The sequence below is a fragment of the Kitasatospora aureofaciens genome (assembly GCF_019192735.1).
Lineage (GTDB): Bacteria > Actinomycetota > Actinomycetes > Streptomycetales > Streptomycetaceae > Kitasatospora > Kitasatospora aureofaciens_A.
On record NZ_JAHTKP010000018.1, the window covers coordinates 22,748 to 40,159 of the forward strand.

Sequence of the window (17,412 nt, forward strand, 5' to 3'; positions counted from 1 at the left end):
CCGTACGACCCCGGTGGGCCGTCCCTCTTGTGTGGGCGCCCCGCTTTCAGCCACGGGCGGCGGGGGGTGGCGGGTTCACCTCGGTGCGCACGGATTCGGACCGGTGGTGAACCCGGGGCGGGGCGCCGTCCGTGGTCCTGGGCGGACGGCGCCCCGGACGGCGGGGCACCTGCTGCCGTCTTCCCGGTGCGAGGAGTCCTTCGTTGAGTGTGGTGCTGGTCAACCGTCCGCCGCGACGCCCCGGCCCGGCGATGCCCGACGGCGAGATCCAGTTGCAGGAGCCGCCGGTCCTGCCGGAGGCGCAGAGCGGCATGTCGAGCATGATCTCGATGGCGCCGATGGCGTTGAGCTCGCTGTCGATGGTGTTCATGTTCCTGCGTCCCGGCGACGGTGGCGGGGTGCTCAGTTACGTGGCGATGGGCATGATGGGGCTGTCCGCGGTGGGCATGCTGGTGACCCAGCTGATCCGCGGTTCCAGTGACCGCAAGCGGGAGTTGCGGGCCGAGCGGCGGGACTACCTGCGCTACCTGTCCCAGATCCGCCGGCAGGTGCGCGGGCACATCGTGCGTCAGCAGGAGGCGCTGGCCTGGCGTCATCCGGCGCCGGGGGCGGTGGCGTCGCTGGTGCGCACCTCGCGGCTGTGGGAGCGGCGCAGTGCGCACCCGGACTTCGGTGACGTGCGGATCGGGGTGGGGCACCAGCGGCTGGCGGTGCGGCTGGCGCCGTTGTCGACCAAGCCGGTGGAGGACCTGGAGCCGTTGTGCGCGCACGCGCTGCGCCGGTTCATCCACGCCTACGGCACGGTCGCCGACCAGCCGATCGCGGTGTACGTGCGCGGGTACGCCCAGGTGCTGCTGCGCGGTGACGACCGGGAGGCGGCGCGGGCGCTGGTGCGGGCGATGCTGGCGCAGCTGGCGCTGTTCCACGCGCCGGACGAGCTGCGGATCGCGGTGGTGGCCGACGCGGAGCACCGGGAGCGGTGGGAGTGGGCGAAGTGGCTGCCGCACGCGCTGCATCCGGTGGACAACGACGCGCTGGGGCCGGTGCGGCTGGTGGCGGGGTCGTTGATGGAGCTGGAGCAGGTGCTGGGGGCGGAGTTCGCGGGGCGCGGGCCGTGGGAGCCGGAGGCGCAGCCGGGCCGGGACGAGCCGTTCACGGTGATCGTGCTGGACGGGGTGCAGGCGTTGCCGGGCAGCCGGGCGGCGCTGGCCGGGTGGCGCAACGCGGTGCTGCTGGACCTGGGTGACACGCTGGAGTGGAAGCCGCTGCGGCACCGGCTGCGGCTGCGGATCGAGGACGGCCGGCTGGCGATGGTCGGCGCCGACCGCAACCACAACGACGAGGTCACCGACCTGGGCCGGCCCGACGCGCTGTCGCTGCCGGCCGCGCGCCGGCTGGCCGGTCTGATGGCCCCGTACCGGATCGGGGACCAGGTGGAGGCCGGGGAGCCGCTGGCGGGTGACTTCGACCTGGCGTCGCTGCTGGGCATCCGCGATCTGCACCGGCACGACGTGGCGGACAGCTGGGCGCGGCGCGGCATCGCCGACCGGCTGCGGGTGCCGCTGGGCATCGCCGGTGACGGCACGCCGGTCGAGCTCGACATCAAGGAGTCGGCGCAGGGCGGCATGGGCCCGCACGGGATGCTGATCGGCGCGACCGGGTCGGGCAAGTCGGAGCTGCTGCGGACCCTGGTGCTGGCGCTGGCGATGACGCACTCCTCCGAGGTGCTGAACTTCGTCCTGGTCGACTTCAAGGGCGGTGCGACGTTCCTGGGTCTGGACCGGCTGCCGCACACCTCGGCGGTGATCACCAACCTGGCCGACGAGGCCGCGCTGGTGGACCGGATGCGCGACGCGCTGCACGGTGAGCTGGTGCGCCGCCAGGAGCTGCTGCGCTCGGCGGGCAACTACAGCTCGCTGCTGGACTACGAGACGGCCCGCGCGGGCGGCACGGCGCTGGAGCCGCTGCCGACGCTGTTCGTGGTGGTCGACGAGTTCAGCGAACTGCTCGCCGCGCACCGCGACTTCATGGACCTGTTCATCATGATCGGCCGGCTGGGCCGGTCGCTGGGCGTGCACCTGCTGCTGGCCTCGCAGCGCCTGGACGAGGGCCGGATGCACGCGCTGGAGTCGCACCTGTCGTACCGGATCGGTCTGCGGACCTTCTCCGCGATGGAGAGCCGGGGCGTGCTGGGGGTGCCCGACGCGTACCAGCTGCCCTCGCAGCCCGGCAACGGGTTCCTGCGCAGCGACATCGCCACCCTGACCCGGTTCAAGGCCGCGTACGTCTCCGGGCCCTACCGGGCGCCGCGTCCGGCGGCGGTGCGCCAGCAGGCCGCGGCGGGGCAGGTCGCCGTCTACGGGACGGGGTACGTGGCGCCGCGTCAGCCCGTCGCGGTGCTGGAGGAGCCGGAGGCCGAGGAGGTGCAGGAGAGCCGCAGCCTGCTCGCCCTGGCGGCGGAGAAGCTCGTCGACGCGGGGCCGCCCGCCCACCAGGTGTGGCTGCCGCCGCTGGGCGTGCCGCCCACCCTGGACCAGTTGCTGCCGCCGCTGGCGGCGCACCCCGCGTACGGTCTGACCACCGAGACCGACGCGGGCCGGGGCACCCTGCAGGTCCCGGTCGGTGTCATCGACCGGCCCTTCCACCAGGTGCGCGACCTGCTCAGCGCCGACCTGTCCGGCGCCGGCGGCCACGTCGGCATCGCGGGCGGCCCGCAGAGCGGCAAGTCCACCCTGCTGCGCACCCTGATCACCGCCCTCGCGCTCACCCACACCCCGCGCGAAGTGCAGTTCTACTGCCTGGACTTCGGCGGCGGCACGCTCTCCTCGCTGCGCGGCCTGCCGCACATGGGCGGGGTCACCGGGCGGCACGACCCCGAGCGGGTGGTGCGCACGGTCGCGGAGGTCAACAGCATCCTCGCCCGGCGTGAGCTGCGCTTCGCCGAGCTCGGCATCGACTCGGTGGCGGCCTTCCGGCGGGCGCTGGCCGCGGGCGAGCTGCCCGAGGAGGCGCACGGCGACGTCTTCCTGGTGGTCGACGGCTGGAACACCGTGCGCCAGGAGTTCGCCGACCTCGCGCCCGCGCTGACCCTGATCGCCCAGCGCGGCCTCAACTACGGCATCCACCTGATCGTCGGCACCACCCGCTGGGGCGAGGTCACCGGTGCGCTGCGCGACCTGCTGGGCACCCGCTTCGAACTGCGGCTGGGCGACCCGGTCGACTCCGCGATCGGCATGCGGGTCGCGGGCACGGTGCCGAAGATCCCCGGGCGCGGCCTGACCGTCGAGGAGCTGCACTTCCTCACGGCGCTGCCCCGGATGGACGGCAACGGCAGCACCGAGGACCTCGGCGACGGCGTCGCGGACCTGGTCGACGCCGTCTCCGAGCACTGGACGGGCCCGCGCGCACCCGAGATCCGGATGCTGCCACTGCACCTGCCCGCCGCCACGCTGCCCGCCGCCGAGGGCCGGCTGCGCGTCCCGCTGGGACTCCAGGACGTCTCGATGAGCACGCTGTGGCACGACTTCGAGGAGGCGCCGCACCTGGTGGTGGTCGGCGACAGCGAGTCGGGCAAGACCAACCTGCTGAAGCTGGTCGCCGCCGGCATCACCGGCGCCTACCGGCCAGACCAGGCGCGGATCATGCTGGTCGACTACCGCCGGGTGCTCCAGGACGCGGTGCCGGAGGAGTACCGGCTCGGGCACGCGGTCGCCGTGGACGTGCTGCGCCAGATCGTCGACGGCGCGGCCCGGGCGATGGCCAACCGGCTGCCCGGCGCGGACATCCCGCCCGCCCGACTGCGGCTGCGCGACTGGTGGGAAGGCCCCGAACTGTTCATCCTGGTCGACGACTACGAGCTGGTCGCCGGCTCCCCCGGGGGAATGGCCGCCCACCCGTTCGCGCCGCTGCTGGACTACCTGGCGCAGGGCACCGAGCTGGGTCTGCACCTGATCGTCGCCCGCAGCGCCAACGGCATCGGGCGGGCCTCCTCCGACCAGCTGCTGCGCAAGCTGGAGGAGGTCAACACCCCGGCGGTGCTGCTGTCCTGCCCGCCGAGCGAGGGCTTCCTGTTCGGCAACACCAAGCCCCGCACCTTCCCGCCCGGGCGGGCCCTGCACATCACCCGGCGCCGCACGGTGCAGGTGCAGACCGCCGTCGTCGACACCGGCGAGAACGAGGACGGAGGGGCCGGACGATGAGCACACCGGCGAACACCGCGGGAAGCACGGGAAGCACGGGAAGCACGGCCGGGGACGGCGCGCCGCCCGCACGGCGCTGGCTGACCCGCCACCGCAACACCCCCGCCCCACCGCCCGCGACACTGCACGAGGTGGGCCCGCACTTCGTCATCGCGCCCGGCGGGCCGCACGGCCCGGACCCGACGGCGCTGCCCGCCGCGCTCACCGACGCCCTGGCCCAGCTGCCACCCGTGATCGGGACCGTCACCGTGCTGGCCGCGGCCGCCGACGCGCAGCCCGTCCTGCTCGGCAGCCTGGACGAACTGGCCCGCACCGCCGCCGCCCGCAAAGCCGCCACGCTGGTCCTGGCCGCCTCCGGCCTCGCGGCCGCCCCGGAGGCCGGACGCCGGCCCGCCCAGCGGATCGCCGAACTGGCCGCCACCAGCATCGTGGCACCGGACGGACTGGTCACCCTTCGGCCCGACGGGACCCTGCTGACCACCGGGGCGACCGAGCAGGAACCCTCCTCCTGGTGGCTGTTCACCCCGGCCGGCCGCACCCGCCGGCTCGGACCGGTGTGGCCGCTGCCGACGGCGACCCCTCAGGCTCAGGCGCAGGCGGCGGCTCCTCAGGCAGCGCCGCCCGTGGGCACCGTGACGGCTCCCCAGGTGTCGGTGCTGGTGGCGGCTCCCCAGGTACAGGTGCCGACGGTGGCAGCCGCTCAGGCAGCGCCGCCCGTAGCCGCCGTGACGGCTCCTCAGGTGTCGCTGCCCGGCGCGGCACCGTCCGGCCCGCCCGCCCCCGCGCCGGCCCTGCCCGCGCCGGCGCCCGCCACGCCGACACCCGCCGCCCCGACACCCGTTCCCACGGCGGGCACCGGCTCCGCCGAGCCCGGTCCACCGGGCGGCGACGGCGACCCGCTCGACGGCGACCCGCTGGTGACCGTGCTGCCGCGCGGCTACTGGTTCCGCAGCGGGCCGGCCCCCGACGGCCCGCCCGGAGCGCTGGCCCACGCCACGGCGGCACCGGGCACCCTGGTCCTGGTCGTCGGCCACCCCGGCACTCCCCTGCCCGCCGCCGCCGACCTCGCCGCCCGGCTGCGCCGCTCGCGGCCCGCCCCGGCCGACCTGCTGGTCAGCGCGCCCTGGGCCGCCACCACGGCACTCGTCGCGCTGGCCGCCGGTCTCGCGGCCGAGCTGGGCCGGGACGTCCGGGCCGCCGTCGGCCTGCCGATGCGCACCGCGGACGGCTTCTCCTCCCGCCTGCTGACCACGGACGGCACCCCGGCCTGGGAGCCGTGGCTGACCGAACTGACCGCCTCCCCCGACCTCGGCCGCGTCGTCGCCTCAGCCTGGCGCCCCCTGCCCGACGGCAGCGCGCCCTGCGGCCCCGCGCTCCACCGCGCACCGGTGGCGGGCTGGCACCTGGAGGCGGTCCCCGCCGGACTGTGGCTGCGCCCCGAGGACCCACCGCAGGACCACGGCCCGCGGCTGCTCGACCCGGACCCGGCCCGCCCGCTGCTCATCGCGGGCTCGGCCGAGCGTACGGTTCCGGCGGAGGTGCTCGCCGTCCTGGACGGCCTGTTGTCCTCGCTCACCGTCCCGGGCACGGCGGCACCGGAACTGCTCGTCCACGCCGGTTCCGTACGGGAGACCGGCCGGACGGCCGCACCCGTCGCCGAACCGCTCCGCCCCGGACCGGACACCGAGCCCGCACCCGCACCCGCACCCGACGAGGACGACCCGGACAGCGCCGACACCCCCGGCCCGGACTCCGAACCCGCCACCGCCACCGGCACCGGCACCGGCACCGGCGAGAACGACCCCGACAGCGCCGACTCCCCCGCCCCACAAGCCGAACCCGCCACCACCCCCGTGGCCGGGTCTTCCGCCGGGTCTTCCGCTGGGCTCTCCGCCGAGTCCGGCATCGACAGCCCGGCCGAGGCCCCCGCCGCCCAGCCCCGGCTCGTCCCGCCGGACGGCGCCCTCGTCGCCGGGCGGCCGTCCACCGCCGCCGAGCGGGCCGCTTTCCGTGCTCTGCTCGGCGCGCACTTCCACCGCTATGCCAGCCGCGCCGAGCAGGCCGCCCTACGGCTGCCGGCGCTGCGTTCGCAGGCCCGCGACGACCTGAAGGACGACCTCGCGGCGGTCTACCTGCACCACGCCGACACCGGAATCCCCGTGCACCGCGCCGAGTTGGTCGAGGCGGCCCGCCGGACCGGGCCGAGGCCGCTGGACGCGTACCTGGCCTGCCTGGGGTCCGGGCTGCGCCGGCTGCCCAACCACCGGGGCACCGTGCTGCTGGGGGCCGACGCGGGCGAGGAGGTGCTGCGGCACTACGTACGGGGCGCATTGCTGACGGAGCCCGCCCCGATGGTGGGCACTCCGGAGGCCGACCTCGCGCCGGACACCTCCGTGGAGTTCCTGGTCTGGTCCGCCACCGGCCGCCGGACGTCGGTGATCGCCGAGGACGGGGACCCGGAGGTGGTGTTCCCGCCCGGTTCGTGGTTCTGCGTCCTGGACGTCCTGCCCGGCGACGAGGACCACCCGACCCGTGTCCTGCTGCGCGAGGCCGGCCCGTCGTCCGCCGGGGGCGAGACGGCGGGCGAGCGGGACCAGCAGGCCCGGGTGCGGCTGCTCGCCTGGCAGGCCCGCCGCGACCTGCTGCCGGCCGAGCACAGGCGTGCGCCGGCCCGCCCCGAGCGGCTGCGCTTGACCCCGGGGGTGGCCGTCGGGTGAGGCGTGCGGTGACGATCTGGGCGGCGCAGCCGGGGCACGGCCGCATCGTGGTGGTGAGCGTTTCGGGCACGGCGCCCGATCATGCCGCAACGCCAGGTGGCCGCTGTACTTGGTTCCACCGCCGGCCGCCCCGGGGGTGGGAGGCAGGGATGGTGTGCGGGTGTCGACGGCGGTTACGCTGCGGCCCATACCCGGTTCTCCTGGGCCGAGTTGATGTGTTGGTGGCGAGTAGATTCGCGGGCATGACGCCTCAGAGCCCCGAATCGCTGAGCCCGGTCTCCCGCACGGCCGTGTCGGTCGCGCTGGTGCGGGCCTACGAGAGTGCCCGGCCCGAACCGCTCTTCAGCGATCCCTACGCCGCCGCCTTCGTTGCCGCCTCCGGCATGGCGATGCCCGCCGCCGGGCCCGACAGCGCCCTCGCCAGGCGGATGGTCGCCCACACCATCCTGCGCACCCGCTTCTACGACGACCGGCTTCTCGCCGCCGGGGCCGGGCAGGTCGTGCTGCTCGCGGCCGGCCTGGACACCCGGGCCTACCGGCTCCGCTGGCCGCGCGGCACCCGCCTGTTCGAACTGGACCTCGCCCCCGTGCTGGCCTTCAAGGACCGGGTCCTGGGCGGGCTGGGCGCCGTGCCGGCGTGCGAACGCACCGCCCTGGCCGGCGATCTGCTGCACCCCGACTGGCCCCGCCGCCTCGTCGAGGCCGGCTTCGACCCGGCGCGGCCCACCGCCTGGCTGGCCGAGGGCCTGCTGGTCTACCTGACCGCCGACGAGGCGGCCGGCCTGCTCGCCGCCGTCGGCGGCCTGTCCGCGCCCGGCAGCCGGCTCCTGGTGGAGAAGGGCAGGGACGTCACCGGCACCCCGCAGGAGCCCGCGCTCGCCCACATCACCGGCCTGTGGAAGGGCGGCCTCGGCGCCGGCACCCACGACTGGCTCGCCGACCACGGCTGGACCACCCGGATCACCACCCTCCCCCAGGCCGCCGCCGACTACGGCCGCCCGCTCCCGCCCGCCGCCGGGCCCGTCGTGACCGGGTTCATCGAGGCCCTGCGCACCACCAGCGATGACGTGTCCCCGTGACGCGCCGGGCAGTTCGGCCGGACGCGCCCGTCCGGTCGGCGACCGCTGACGCGACGCCGGATCGGGGGATGACGCCTCGGGGCCGTTCGGTGTTGCGGAACCCGCTCCGGCCGGCTGCCTGCCAGGGACGACGGCCGGGGCGGGAGTCATCGCCTACTCTTCCGGCGGCGGGGGCGGGTTCGGCGGCGGCATCGTGGGGTGCGTGGGCACCCGGTTCGGCCCTCGGGAACCTCGGCCGCGATGGCCGCGCCAACGGCCCTGCGCGTCCGGCGGGATCGTGCCGCTCATCTCGGCGTCCTCTCTGTGGTGCTACCGAGCCACCCATCGTGGCGCCGGCCTGACCGCCCGCGCGGCGGATTCGGCGAGAACCTCGGCGCAGGATCAGCGACGGTAGGCCGCGAGCAGAAGCACGGCCAGCACCACGAGGCCGGCGATGGATACGGCATAGGCGGCCGTCAGCCGAGCCGGGTCTCGAAGCCCCTGGCGGTGGCGGTCGGCGGCCTCGCGGTACGCGTCCATGCCGTCGGTCACTGATGCTTCTCGTCCTGGTGACGGCGCATCTTGACTCGGGCGTCCGCCGCGCCGGATCGGTCGTATGTTCTCTCGGCCTCGGCGTGGTCCTCGGCCGGCTCGGCACACACCTTGCAGCGTGTACGGGGCTTGGGCAGCGTGCCGACCGGTGTCCCACCGACGGCGCTCACTTGGCCGCCAGGTGCCGCGAGCTGCGGTAACCAGCGAGGTTGACCTGGCGCCCGATCCAGGCCTGAGCGCTGTCCTTGATGGGGAACAGCAGGATCTCACCGTCGTCCCTCACCAGGCCCTTGGTCGCGCTGTCGCGGATCGCCCACGGACCGGAGCCTCGCCGGTGCCCCTGCTGCTGCTCGGGGGTGTAGCGAGCGGCGATGCGCTGACTGGTGGTGAGGCCGTCGCCGCGCGACACGCGCACGGTCACCCGTCCGCCGCCGGTCAGGTCGAGCGGCCAGTCGGTCGCACCCTCGCCGGCGAGGAACCGCTCAATGGGACGGGTGTCGCCGCTGCCGAGGAGCTGGTGCATGGCGCGCAGCTGGTACTCGCCGATCGGCAGCTCGCGCACGGTCTGCCACAGCGTCGTCAGCGCGGCCTGGATCGGGAGAGTCGTCGACTTCAGGTGTCCGTCGACCGCGACCGTCAGGTCGTCCTCGATGCTCACCGGTGGGCCTCCAGGCTCGCCGCGTACCGGGGGCACGTGGCGCAGACCGTGACCGCGTGGACGAGGCCGTCGTCCTCGACGTGTCCGCCGTTGGTGAGGCCGTCCGTGCCGCCGCAGGCGACGCACGCGGTGCCGCTGCGTTGGGCCGGAGTCAGCTTGGCGCGGTGCTGGGGCGCGACCACGCGAACGCTGTGGCCGAGGGCGCCGGACGCGGCGTCCATGATGTGGTGACGCCGGTCGAGTTCCCGGGGCGTTCGGTTCAGCGGCCTCGTCGAGGTGGCGACCATCATCTCTCCTCGGTGTAGGTGTCCCGATACTGAGAGTGTCGGCCGCGCGGAGGTCCCCAACTATCACTCTTCGGTGATAGTTGGGGACCCTGTGTGATCGTCAGATGCCAACCCAATGCGCCAGGTTGGACAGGGTTCCGGGCGTTGACCGATGGGCGGAAACGAGTCCGGCAACGGTCTCTCGCACCATCGGGTGATACCGCGTCTGCTGCGGGGCGATCTCCCTGGCGCGCTGAAGAGTCTGCAGTGACGCCTCCGGGCGACCGGTCCAGAGCTGGGCACGGGCAACCTCGGCCAGGTGCGCGGAAGCGCGTGACGCCGGCCAGTCGGATGGGATCGTTATGGTCTTGGCCACCTGCAACGCCTCGGCGTACTGGGACAGTTCGGCCAGCGCCGACACCTGGTGCACAGCAACGTTGGTGGGCCCGAAGCTGAGCCATTGGACCCGGGCGGCCTCGCCGGTCGACTCGGCCACGCGGGCGGCCTCCACGATGTGACCGGCAGCGGTATCCCCGTCACCCTCGCGGGCGGCCAGGACCGCAGCACCGAGGTGGAGTTGACCGATCGCGACGTCCCGAACGCGGTCCGGGCCGGCCTGCGCGAGGGTGCCCATGCCGACGGTGACGAGGCGCCGGCCCATCCGGTACTGGCCGGCGCGCAGATAGACGAGGCTCCGCAGGTACTGCCGGACGCCGGCGAGCACCGGGTCGGAGGCACGTTCGGCCGCCCACGCCATCCGGTCGAGGGCGACGACGCAGAGATCCGCGAAGCCCAACTTCGTCGTGACGTCATAGGCAGTGCGGTAGGTGCTGGCCAGCACGCGCCATGCCTCATCGGTCGGCGCGGCGTGCGCAGCCGTGGTGGCCTCGGTGATGAGCGCGGGGAGCGCGCGGGCGGCTTCCTTGAGCCGGGTGTCGCGCACCAGCGCACACAGCTGGTCCGCCTCGGCCGCCAGCGCTGCGATTCCGCGCGGGGCGACCTCGGGGTCCGCGCCGAGGTCGTACAAGTCGAGCGCCTCGCGGATAGGTTGGATCAGGCCGTCCAGCTCGTCCTGCTGAAGCTCTGTGATGTACGGCTGCCCGGTGAGGTCAACCGTCTGCACGGACAAAGCGCGTGCGACGGCCGCGAGAACGGCCGGGCTGACCGGCTTCACACCCTGTTCGATCTTGGTGAGCATGCTGTACGAGATCTTCGCGCGCTCCGCGAGCGCGCGCTGGGTGAGGTGCCTCAACTTCCGGTACCGGGCGATGCGATCCCCGGTGTGCTCTGACGCGTGCAGGGGCATACTGGGCTCCGTTCGTAGCGACCACTGCGGACGATACCCGCTGTAGCTGGCGGGATGTCATCGGCGGCGGAGTCCAGGGCTCCGCCGCCGTTTTCCGAGCACGACGGAGCGTTCGACCGGTTCGCCGGGCATGTTGAGAACCTGTGGGCTCGGGGCCGCAACGTGTGGACGACCCCGGAGGTGGAGCATGCCCAGGCGTGACTACGAGGACGACCCGAACGCGCCCAAGCCCAACAGCCTGGTGCCCGCCGCCTCCGTCGTGGTCGTTGACGACGCCGGCCGCGTCCTCCTCCAGCGCCGCACCGACAACGGCATGTGGGCTCTCCCCGGCGGAAAGATGGAGTTGGGCGAGTCCCTCGGCGGCTGCGGCATTCGCGAGACGTACGAGGAGACCGGCATCCACATCGAGATCACCGGGATCGTCGGCACCTACACCAACCCCGGGCACGTCTTCGCCTACGACGACGGCGAGGTCCGGCAGGAGTTCAGCATCTGCCTGCTCGGGCGTCCGGTCGGCGGCGAGCTGCGGGTGTCCGACGAATCGCACGAGGTCGCTTGGTTCGCCCCGCCCGAGACCGATGGGCTGCCCATGGTGGCGAGCATCCGCAAGCGGCTCGCCGACTGGCGGTCCGGTGTGATCCCGGTGGTGCGCTGACCCCGTTGTCAGACCCGCCTCGTGGCATGAGGGCAGGGGCGCGGTGGTTCAGCGGTTGATGAGCGGGACGACGGAGGAGATCACGGCGCGCGTGAGAGAGTCGGAGCACCAACTCGCACGCGCGTGAGGAGGAGCCGAGATGGAGTGGAAGAGGTACGGCCAGCGGCAGGTCTACGGCTCCCCGTGGGTCGAAGTATGGCTGGACGACGTCGATGTCCCTGGCGTTGGCCGGATAGATCACCACGTTCTCCGCATGCCTCGGGCCTCCACCACCGCCGTTGTCACCAACGAACGGGGAGAGTTCCTGCTGATCCACCGGCACCGCTTCATCACCGGCCGCTGGGGCTGGGAGGTCCCGGCCGGCTGGGCTGATCCCGGCGAGGACCCCGACGCGGCGATCGCTCGGGAGGTCGAGGAGGAGACCGGCTGGCGGCCCGGCCGAGTCGAGCTGATGACCGAGTACGACGCCATCGCCGGAATCTCGGACATGCACTTCCGCTCGTACCACATCACCGGGTGCACCGAGGTCGGCGAGCCCGAGGACGTATCGGAGGCGGCCCGTGTGGAGTGGGTATCGGAGGCTGAGGTGATCAAGTTGCTGACGAGCGGGGAGGTTCCCGACGGCCCGTCGCACACCGCCCTTTCCTACTATCTCGGGCCGCACCGGCTCGCCCGGCGCCCCTGACCCGCGTTGTCCGACGCGGACCACCCGGCCCACCACCCTCCCCCAGGCCGCCGCCGACTACGGCCGCCCACTCCCGCCCGCCGCCGGGCCCACGGTGACGGGCTTCATCGAGGCCCTGCGCACCACCCGCCACGACGTGTCCCACCTGAGGGGGCGGGCATTCGGCCGGATGCGCCCGTCCGGCCAGCGGGTCAGGGTCCCTTCCCGGCGCGGCGCGGTGGCACTCCCCCGGCCCGGCCCCGGGGCCGGGCCGGCGGACCAACCCGACGGGCGGGGGCAGCGGACTGCCCCTAGCGTGGTCCGGGAACGCCCCGGACCACGCGCCGCCGCGGTCCGAGAGACCCCCAGGAGGCACGCCGACCATGGCCGCCACACTCTCCGAGCTCACCGGGGACTACGTCCTCGACCCCGCCCACACCCGGATCGGCTTCGTGGCGCGCCACGCCATGGTGACCAAGGTCCACGGCTCGTTCCACGACTTCGAGGGCACCGCCCACCTGGACGGCAGCGACCCGGCCCGCTCCACCGCCCGGGTGACGATCCGGGCCGGGAGCATCGACACCGGGGTCGAGCAGCGCGACCAGCACCTGCGCACCAACGACTTCCTGGACGTGCCGAGCCACCCGGACATCACCTTCACCACGACAGCGGTCGAGCCGACGGGGAAGACCGATTTCCGGGTCACGGGCGACCTCACCATCAAGGACACCACCCGCCCGGTCTCCATCGACTTCGAGTACACGGGCAACGCCGTCGACCCCTCCGGGAACCTGCGGGTGGGCCTGGAGGGCTCGGTGGCGATCAACCGCAAGGACTTCGGCGTGACCTGGAACGCGGCGCTGGAGGGCGGCGGCGTACTGGTCGGCGACAAGGTCGTCCTGGAGTTCGACATCTCGGCGATCAGGCAGAACGCGTAGCACCCGGGAGCACGCAGGGGCGCCCCGGTCTGGTTCGTCCGCGTCCGATGTGGTGGGATGTGCCGGCACAGGTTGATGGCGCTGACGGGGGTGCGCGTTGAGGAGTGGACGACTGCTCGGACTGGACGGGGATGCGGCGCAGCTTGCCGCCGCAGGCCTGGTCCGTCTGGCTACGAAGGAGTTGCTGGGCGGCGCGGCCGGGGCCCCGGCGTGGGTGTGGCGGGTGCGGGCGTCCGCGTTCGCGGACACGTGGCTGGGGTTCGGCGAGGCGTCGACGCCGGGGCTGCGGGTGCCAGCGGGAGCGGTGCTGCGGCCGCTCGCGTACCGGGCGGCGGAGCTGGTCCTGGAGGCGCGGCAGGAGGACGGTCCGGCGGCGCTGGAGTGGCTGGGCCTGCGGTCGGCGGAGGCCCGTGACGAGGCACGCCGGGCGGGTGCGGCGCACCCGGCCGAGCCCGCCGCGCTCGCCCTGGTCTGGCACGGCGTCCAGGCGATCGCCGAGGATGCGGGCCGGGAGTCCCAGGGCAGGCGCATCGACGAGCGGTGCGAGGCGTACGTGCGCGAGCGGCATCGCCGCCAGGACACCCTCGCGCTCCTGCTGGCCTGCGCCCGGATCGCCGCCACCGCGCTGGTGGAGCTGAGCGACGGCGACCCGGTCCAGGCCGGGAGGTGCCTGGAGGAGCACGCGGCCCGGTACATGCCGCACGGCGGGCCGGTGCCGCTCTGGGTGCCCGGCCGGCCCTGGCAGCCCGCCGGCTGACACGGCCGCGCGACGGGGCCGGTTCAGGATGCCGGGTGCGCCGCCGGGCCAGGGCGGTCGCAAAGCGCAGCACTTCGTTGCACCGTTCGCACGGGCGGAAGAGAGGCCGTTCGCCCTGCCGATGGTGCTCCTCACCCTCCCCGACGGGGCCGTCGGGAATCTACTGGTCACTTCCGGGACTTCGGCTCGTTGATCTGGTATGGGGCGTTTCGATGAGCTGATCGGTCCGTTACGGGCAAAACTGGAGGCGGTGACCCCGCATCTGAATGAGCGTCAGTGCCGTCTGCTGTACGCAGCCGAGGCCCGGCAGCTCGGTCACGGCGGAATCGCCGCGGTCGCCGCGGCGGCCAGGATCTCGAAGGGCTGCATCCGCCGGGGACTGGCCGACCTGGAGGAAGCCACCGAAGCGGACAGCCGGGTACGGCGCCCCGGCGCAGGCCGCCCGGCCGCAGCCGCGAAGGACCCGGGCCTGCGCGCCACGCTGCTGGCCCTGGTCGAGGACCATACGCAGGGCGACCCGATAAGGCCGCTGACCTGGACCACGAAATCCCTGCGCCACCTGGCGGACGAACTCGCCGCCCGGGGACACGCGGCAGGACGCGACACCGTCGCCGCGCTGCTGAAGCAGGCCGGGTTCAGCCTCCGGGGCAACGCCCGGGTCCTGGCGGGCAGTTCGCACCCGGACCGCGACGCCCAGTTCCGGCACCTCAACGACGAGGTGCGGGAGTTCCTGGACGCAGGGGACCCGGTGATCAGCGTGGACAGCAAGAAAAAGGAGCAGATCGGGCTGTTCGCGCAGGCCGGGCGGAAATGGGCCCCACCCGGCGCGCCGGTGAAGGTCCTGGACCACGACTTTCCCACCCAGGCGAGCGGCACCGCGATTCCCTACGGCATCTACGACGTGGGCCGCAACACCGGCTTCGTGGTGGTCGGAACCGACCACGACACCGCCGCATTCGCGGTCGCCGCCCTGCGGCGCTGGTGGGCCGAGGAGGGCCGCGCCGCCTACCCCAATGCGCGGCGACTGCTGGTCACCGCGGACGGAGGCGGCTCCAACAGCTCGCGGGCCAAGGCATGGAAGGCCAACCTGGCCGTACTCGCCACCGAGACCGGCCTGGAGATCACCGTGTGTCACCTACCGCCGGGCACTTCGAAGTGGAACAAGGTGGAGCACAGACTCTTCTCCTTCATCTCCCTGAACTGGCGCGCCCATCCGCTGACCAGCCTCGAAGTCGTGTTGAACCTGATCGCCTCGACCACCACCGCGACCGGACTGCGCGTGGCCGCCCGCCTGGACAAGAACGCCTACCCCACCGGCATCGAGATCGACGCGCAGCACGCCGCCGCACTGACCATCAACCCCGACGCCTTCCACGGCGAGTGGAACTACACGATCCCGCCCCAGCCCGGCGTCCCCGCCGTTCCGGCCCAGCCGCCCGAGCGCCGCGCCCGCCCCGGCGTCGCCCGCACCTTCGACGCCGCACTGGCCACCCACCCCGTCCTGACCGGCATCTCCCGCGACGCCCTCGACCGACTCGTCGCCGAGATCCGCGCAACGGTCGACGGCCTGCCGCCTTCGCAACGGCCCCACCACCGCAAACTCGCCATCGAAAACATCATCTGGGCCACCGTCCTGGACCAGCGCGGACTGCCGTGCTCGCTGATCGCCCACCTCCTCCACGTCGGAGAGAACCAGATGCGCGCCCTCCTCATCCAAGCCCGCCCCCTCCTTCAACAGCACGGACACCACGGCAAACCCCTCCCCGTCCACCTCGTCGACCCCTGCGAACTCGCCAGGTACGTCATGCACTCAACATCAACGACAGGTTGACGCGACACGCACCACTAATTCACCGACGGCCCCGGCCATCGCCTGACAAACGGCGGGGCACGTCCGCATGGAGGTGCCCCGCGGTTTGTCACAGTCGGTTGTTACCAGTGGTCGTGGCGATCGCAGTGCTCGTCGTGCTCGTGGCGCTTGATCTTGGTGAGGTCGGTGGCGGTGTGGGTGGTGGCGTCGCCCCCTCCGGTGACGGTGGCGGTGTTGGTGACGTGTGCGTGGGCCGTGCAGGAGACGTCGACCTTCAGGGTGATGGGCGGGTAGCTGCTCCCGGCGGGGAGGACGTCGCTGCGGGTGCAGGTGAGGGTGGTGCGGGTGCAGGTCCATCCCGTGCCGGTGATGCTGTCGGCCCTGAGCCCTGCGGGGAGGGTGTCATGGACGGTGACCGTGGTGCCGTCGGTTGGGCCAGATCCGTTGTTGCCCACGGTGATGGTGTAGACGCCGTCCCTGCCTTGGGCGAAGTGCTTGGTGTGGGTCTTGGCGACGGTCAGGGAGGGGGTGGCCACGGTGTAGGAGATGATCACCTGGCCGTTGCGGTTGGCCGTGCCGATCGTGGAGGTGGTGTAGCTGGTCCCGCTGCCCGATGGGGTGGCGAAGCTACTACCACCGCCTCCGCCACCCCCACCGGAGAATCCGCCGAAGTTGGCGTCGCTGCCGCCGCCTCCGCCGGCGTAGTAACCGGCGCCGCCGCCCCCGCCGGCCCCCACGCTACCGACGCCATTGGTGACGCAGCCGGAGTTGCTGCCTCCGGCACCTCCGGTGCCGACAACGCTGCCGGAGAAGATTCCCCCCGGCATGCCCGCTGTGGCCGTACAGCCGCTGTCGAGGCCGAGAGAGCCGCCGGCGCCGACGGTGTTGGCGCTGGTACTGCCGCCGCCCCCGCCTCCACCACCGTTACTGCCGTCACCGCTGGATTGTCCCGCGGTGCCAGCGGTGGCGTCCGGCGTTCCCCCCTTGCCCCCGTCCCCGCTGGTTTCATTCAATCCAGGGCCGCCTGCGGCGCCGCCACCGCCCGCGACGACGAGCAGGCTGGTGCCCACGTTGACACTGGACGCCCCGCCCCCTCCGGGGCCGCCGCTGCCCATGGAGTCGGTGCTGCCGCCAGCACCGCCGCCGTTGAACCCGCCGGCGCCGCTGGTGCCTGGGCAGCTGTTGCCGCTGTTGCTGCCGGCGCCGCCGACGTTGACGGTGTAGGTGGTCGAGGAGACGGTGGGCGGCAGCGTGGTGACGACCCGCGCCCCGGGCCCGGCCGTCCCGGTAAAGGCGGCACAGCTGGTGCCAGTGTTGTCCGCGCCACCGCCACCATCCGCGGTGATCGTCACCAACGCTCCCGCCGGGACGGTGTACGACTGCGGCGCGCCGGTGAAACTGAAGGTCTGACTCACCAGGGCCGCCACCCGCGCCTTCGCCGGAGCGGCGGCTACGGGTGTTGCGGCCACGGGCACTAGCGCAAACCCGGACAGCAGTGTGCACACCGCCGCAGTTGTTTCAAAGCGCCGCCCCCAACGTCTCCTACTGAAGCCCGCCGGGCCGGTCGGAACGGGAACGTGGGCCGAGGCGGTCCTGCCGTCCGTCGCCCTGGGTACGGCAGCGGGCCGCTGACGGTCGACCCGGTACAACGGGGGATCGCCATGTCCACGAACACGAGCGCTCATCTGCGGATACACCTTTCCTCACAGCAGAATCCCGCTGCATCCCCCGGAAGAACGGGCGAGCACAGCAGGACACCTGACGGGGCAAAACCAGCTAAGCGCTATTAGAGACTCAAATTGGACTGATCGTGCGTAATGGGGCGTGCGAGG

At 73.3% G+C, this 17,412-nt stretch carries 13 protein-coding genes; 8 read left to right on the plus strand and 5 right to left on the minus strand.

All coding sequences use genetic code 11. The features are described 5' to 3' along the window. The first annotated feature begins 203 nt into the window (after positions 1-203). From eccCa to KV557_RS19730, 3 genes are all read left to right on the plus strand, one after another. Positions 204-4,199 carry a type VII secretion protein EccCa gene (gene eccCa, locus KV557_RS19720; RefSeq protein ID WP_256177673.1) on the plus strand — a complete coding sequence of 1,332 codons (3,996 nt, stop codon included), beginning with the start codon at positions 204-206 and terminating at the stop codon, positions 4,197-4,199. Further along, positions 4,196-6,916: a hypothetical protein gene (locus tag KV557_RS19725; RefSeq protein WP_218202074.1), complete on the plus strand. Its 2,721-nt coding sequence runs from the start codon at positions 4,196-4,198 to the stop codon at positions 6,914-6,916. The genes eccCa and KV557_RS19725 overlap by 4 nt, the downstream gene beginning before the upstream one ends. Before the next feature lie 242 nt (positions 6,917-7,158). Further along, a complete protein-coding gene (locus KV557_RS19730) occupies positions 7,159-7,995 on the plus strand; it encodes an SAM-dependent methyltransferase (protein WP_218202076.1) in 837 nt (278 codons plus the stop codon). Between the two features lie 381 nt (positions 7,996-8,376). Here the strand turns inward: KV557_RS19730 and KV557_RS19735 are convergent, their stop codons facing one another. The 4 genes from KV557_RS19735 to KV557_RS19750 all read right to left on the minus strand — a co-directional run bounded on the left by KV557_RS19735 (position 8,377) and on the right by KV557_RS19750 (position 10,756). Then, positions 8,377-8,526, minus strand: coding sequence for a hypothetical protein (locus KV557_RS19735; RefSeq protein ID WP_218202078.1), 150 nt, complete (start codon positions 8,524-8,526; stop codon positions 8,377-8,379). A 166-nt stretch (positions 8,527-8,692) separates the two neighbouring features. Further along, complete coding sequence (locus tag KV557_RS19740) at positions 8,693-9,184, minus strand: hypothetical protein (RefSeq protein ID WP_218202080.1); 492 nt, start codon at positions 9,182-9,184, stop codon at positions 8,693-8,695. Further along, positions 9,181-9,474, minus strand: coding sequence for a hypothetical protein (locus tag KV557_RS19745; protein ID WP_218202082.1), 294 nt, complete (start codon positions 9,472-9,474; stop codon positions 9,181-9,183). Before KV557_RS19745 ends, KV557_RS19740 begins: the two co-directional genes overlap by 4 nt. 97 nt (positions 9,475-9,571) lie before the next feature. Beyond that, positions 9,572-10,756, minus strand: a complete 1,185-nt coding sequence (locus KV557_RS19750) for a helix-turn-helix domain-containing protein (RefSeq protein WP_218202083.1) — start codon at positions 10,754-10,756, stop codon at positions 9,572-9,574. A 187-nt stretch (positions 10,757-10,943) separates the two neighbouring features. On the opposite strand from KV557_RS19750, the gene KV557_RS19755 reads away from it, so the two are divergent. From KV557_RS19755 to KV557_RS19775, 5 genes are all read left to right on the plus strand, one after another. Further along, positions 10,944-11,411 carry an NUDIX domain-containing protein gene (locus KV557_RS19755; protein WP_218202085.1) on the plus strand — a complete coding sequence of 156 codons (468 nt, stop codon included), beginning with the start codon at positions 10,944-10,946 and terminating at the stop codon, positions 11,409-11,411. A 139-nt stretch (positions 11,412-11,550) separates the two neighbouring features. Next, entirely contained in the window at positions 11,551-12,096 is a 546-nt protein-coding gene (locus tag KV557_RS19760) for an NUDIX hydrolase (protein ID WP_218202087.1), read from the plus strand. Positions 12,097-12,458: 362 nt separating this feature from the next. Next, entirely contained in the window at positions 12,459-13,013 is a 555-nt protein-coding gene (locus KV557_RS19765) for a YceI family protein (protein ID WP_218202090.1), read from the plus strand. A gap of 97 nt (positions 13,014-13,110) precedes the next feature. After that, positions 13,111-13,770, plus strand: a complete 660-nt coding sequence (locus KV557_RS44105; RefSeq protein WP_218202092.1) for a hypothetical protein — start codon at positions 13,111-13,113, stop codon at positions 13,768-13,770. 199 nt (positions 13,771-13,969) lie between these two features. Beyond that, on the plus strand, positions 13,970-15,601 hold the full coding sequence (locus tag KV557_RS19775; RefSeq protein ID WP_374106649.1) for an ISAzo13 family transposase: 1,632 nt from the start codon (positions 13,970-13,972) through the stop codon (positions 15,599-15,601). A gap of 101 nt (positions 15,602-15,702) precedes the next feature. Here the strand turns inward: KV557_RS19775 and KV557_RS42745 are convergent, their stop codons facing one another. Further along, positions 15,703-17,049: a hypothetical protein gene (locus KV557_RS42745; protein ID WP_308129976.1), complete on the minus strand. Its 1,347-nt coding sequence runs from the start codon at positions 17,047-17,049 to the stop codon at positions 15,703-15,705. Between the last annotated feature and the right edge of the window lie 363 nt (positions 17,050-17,412).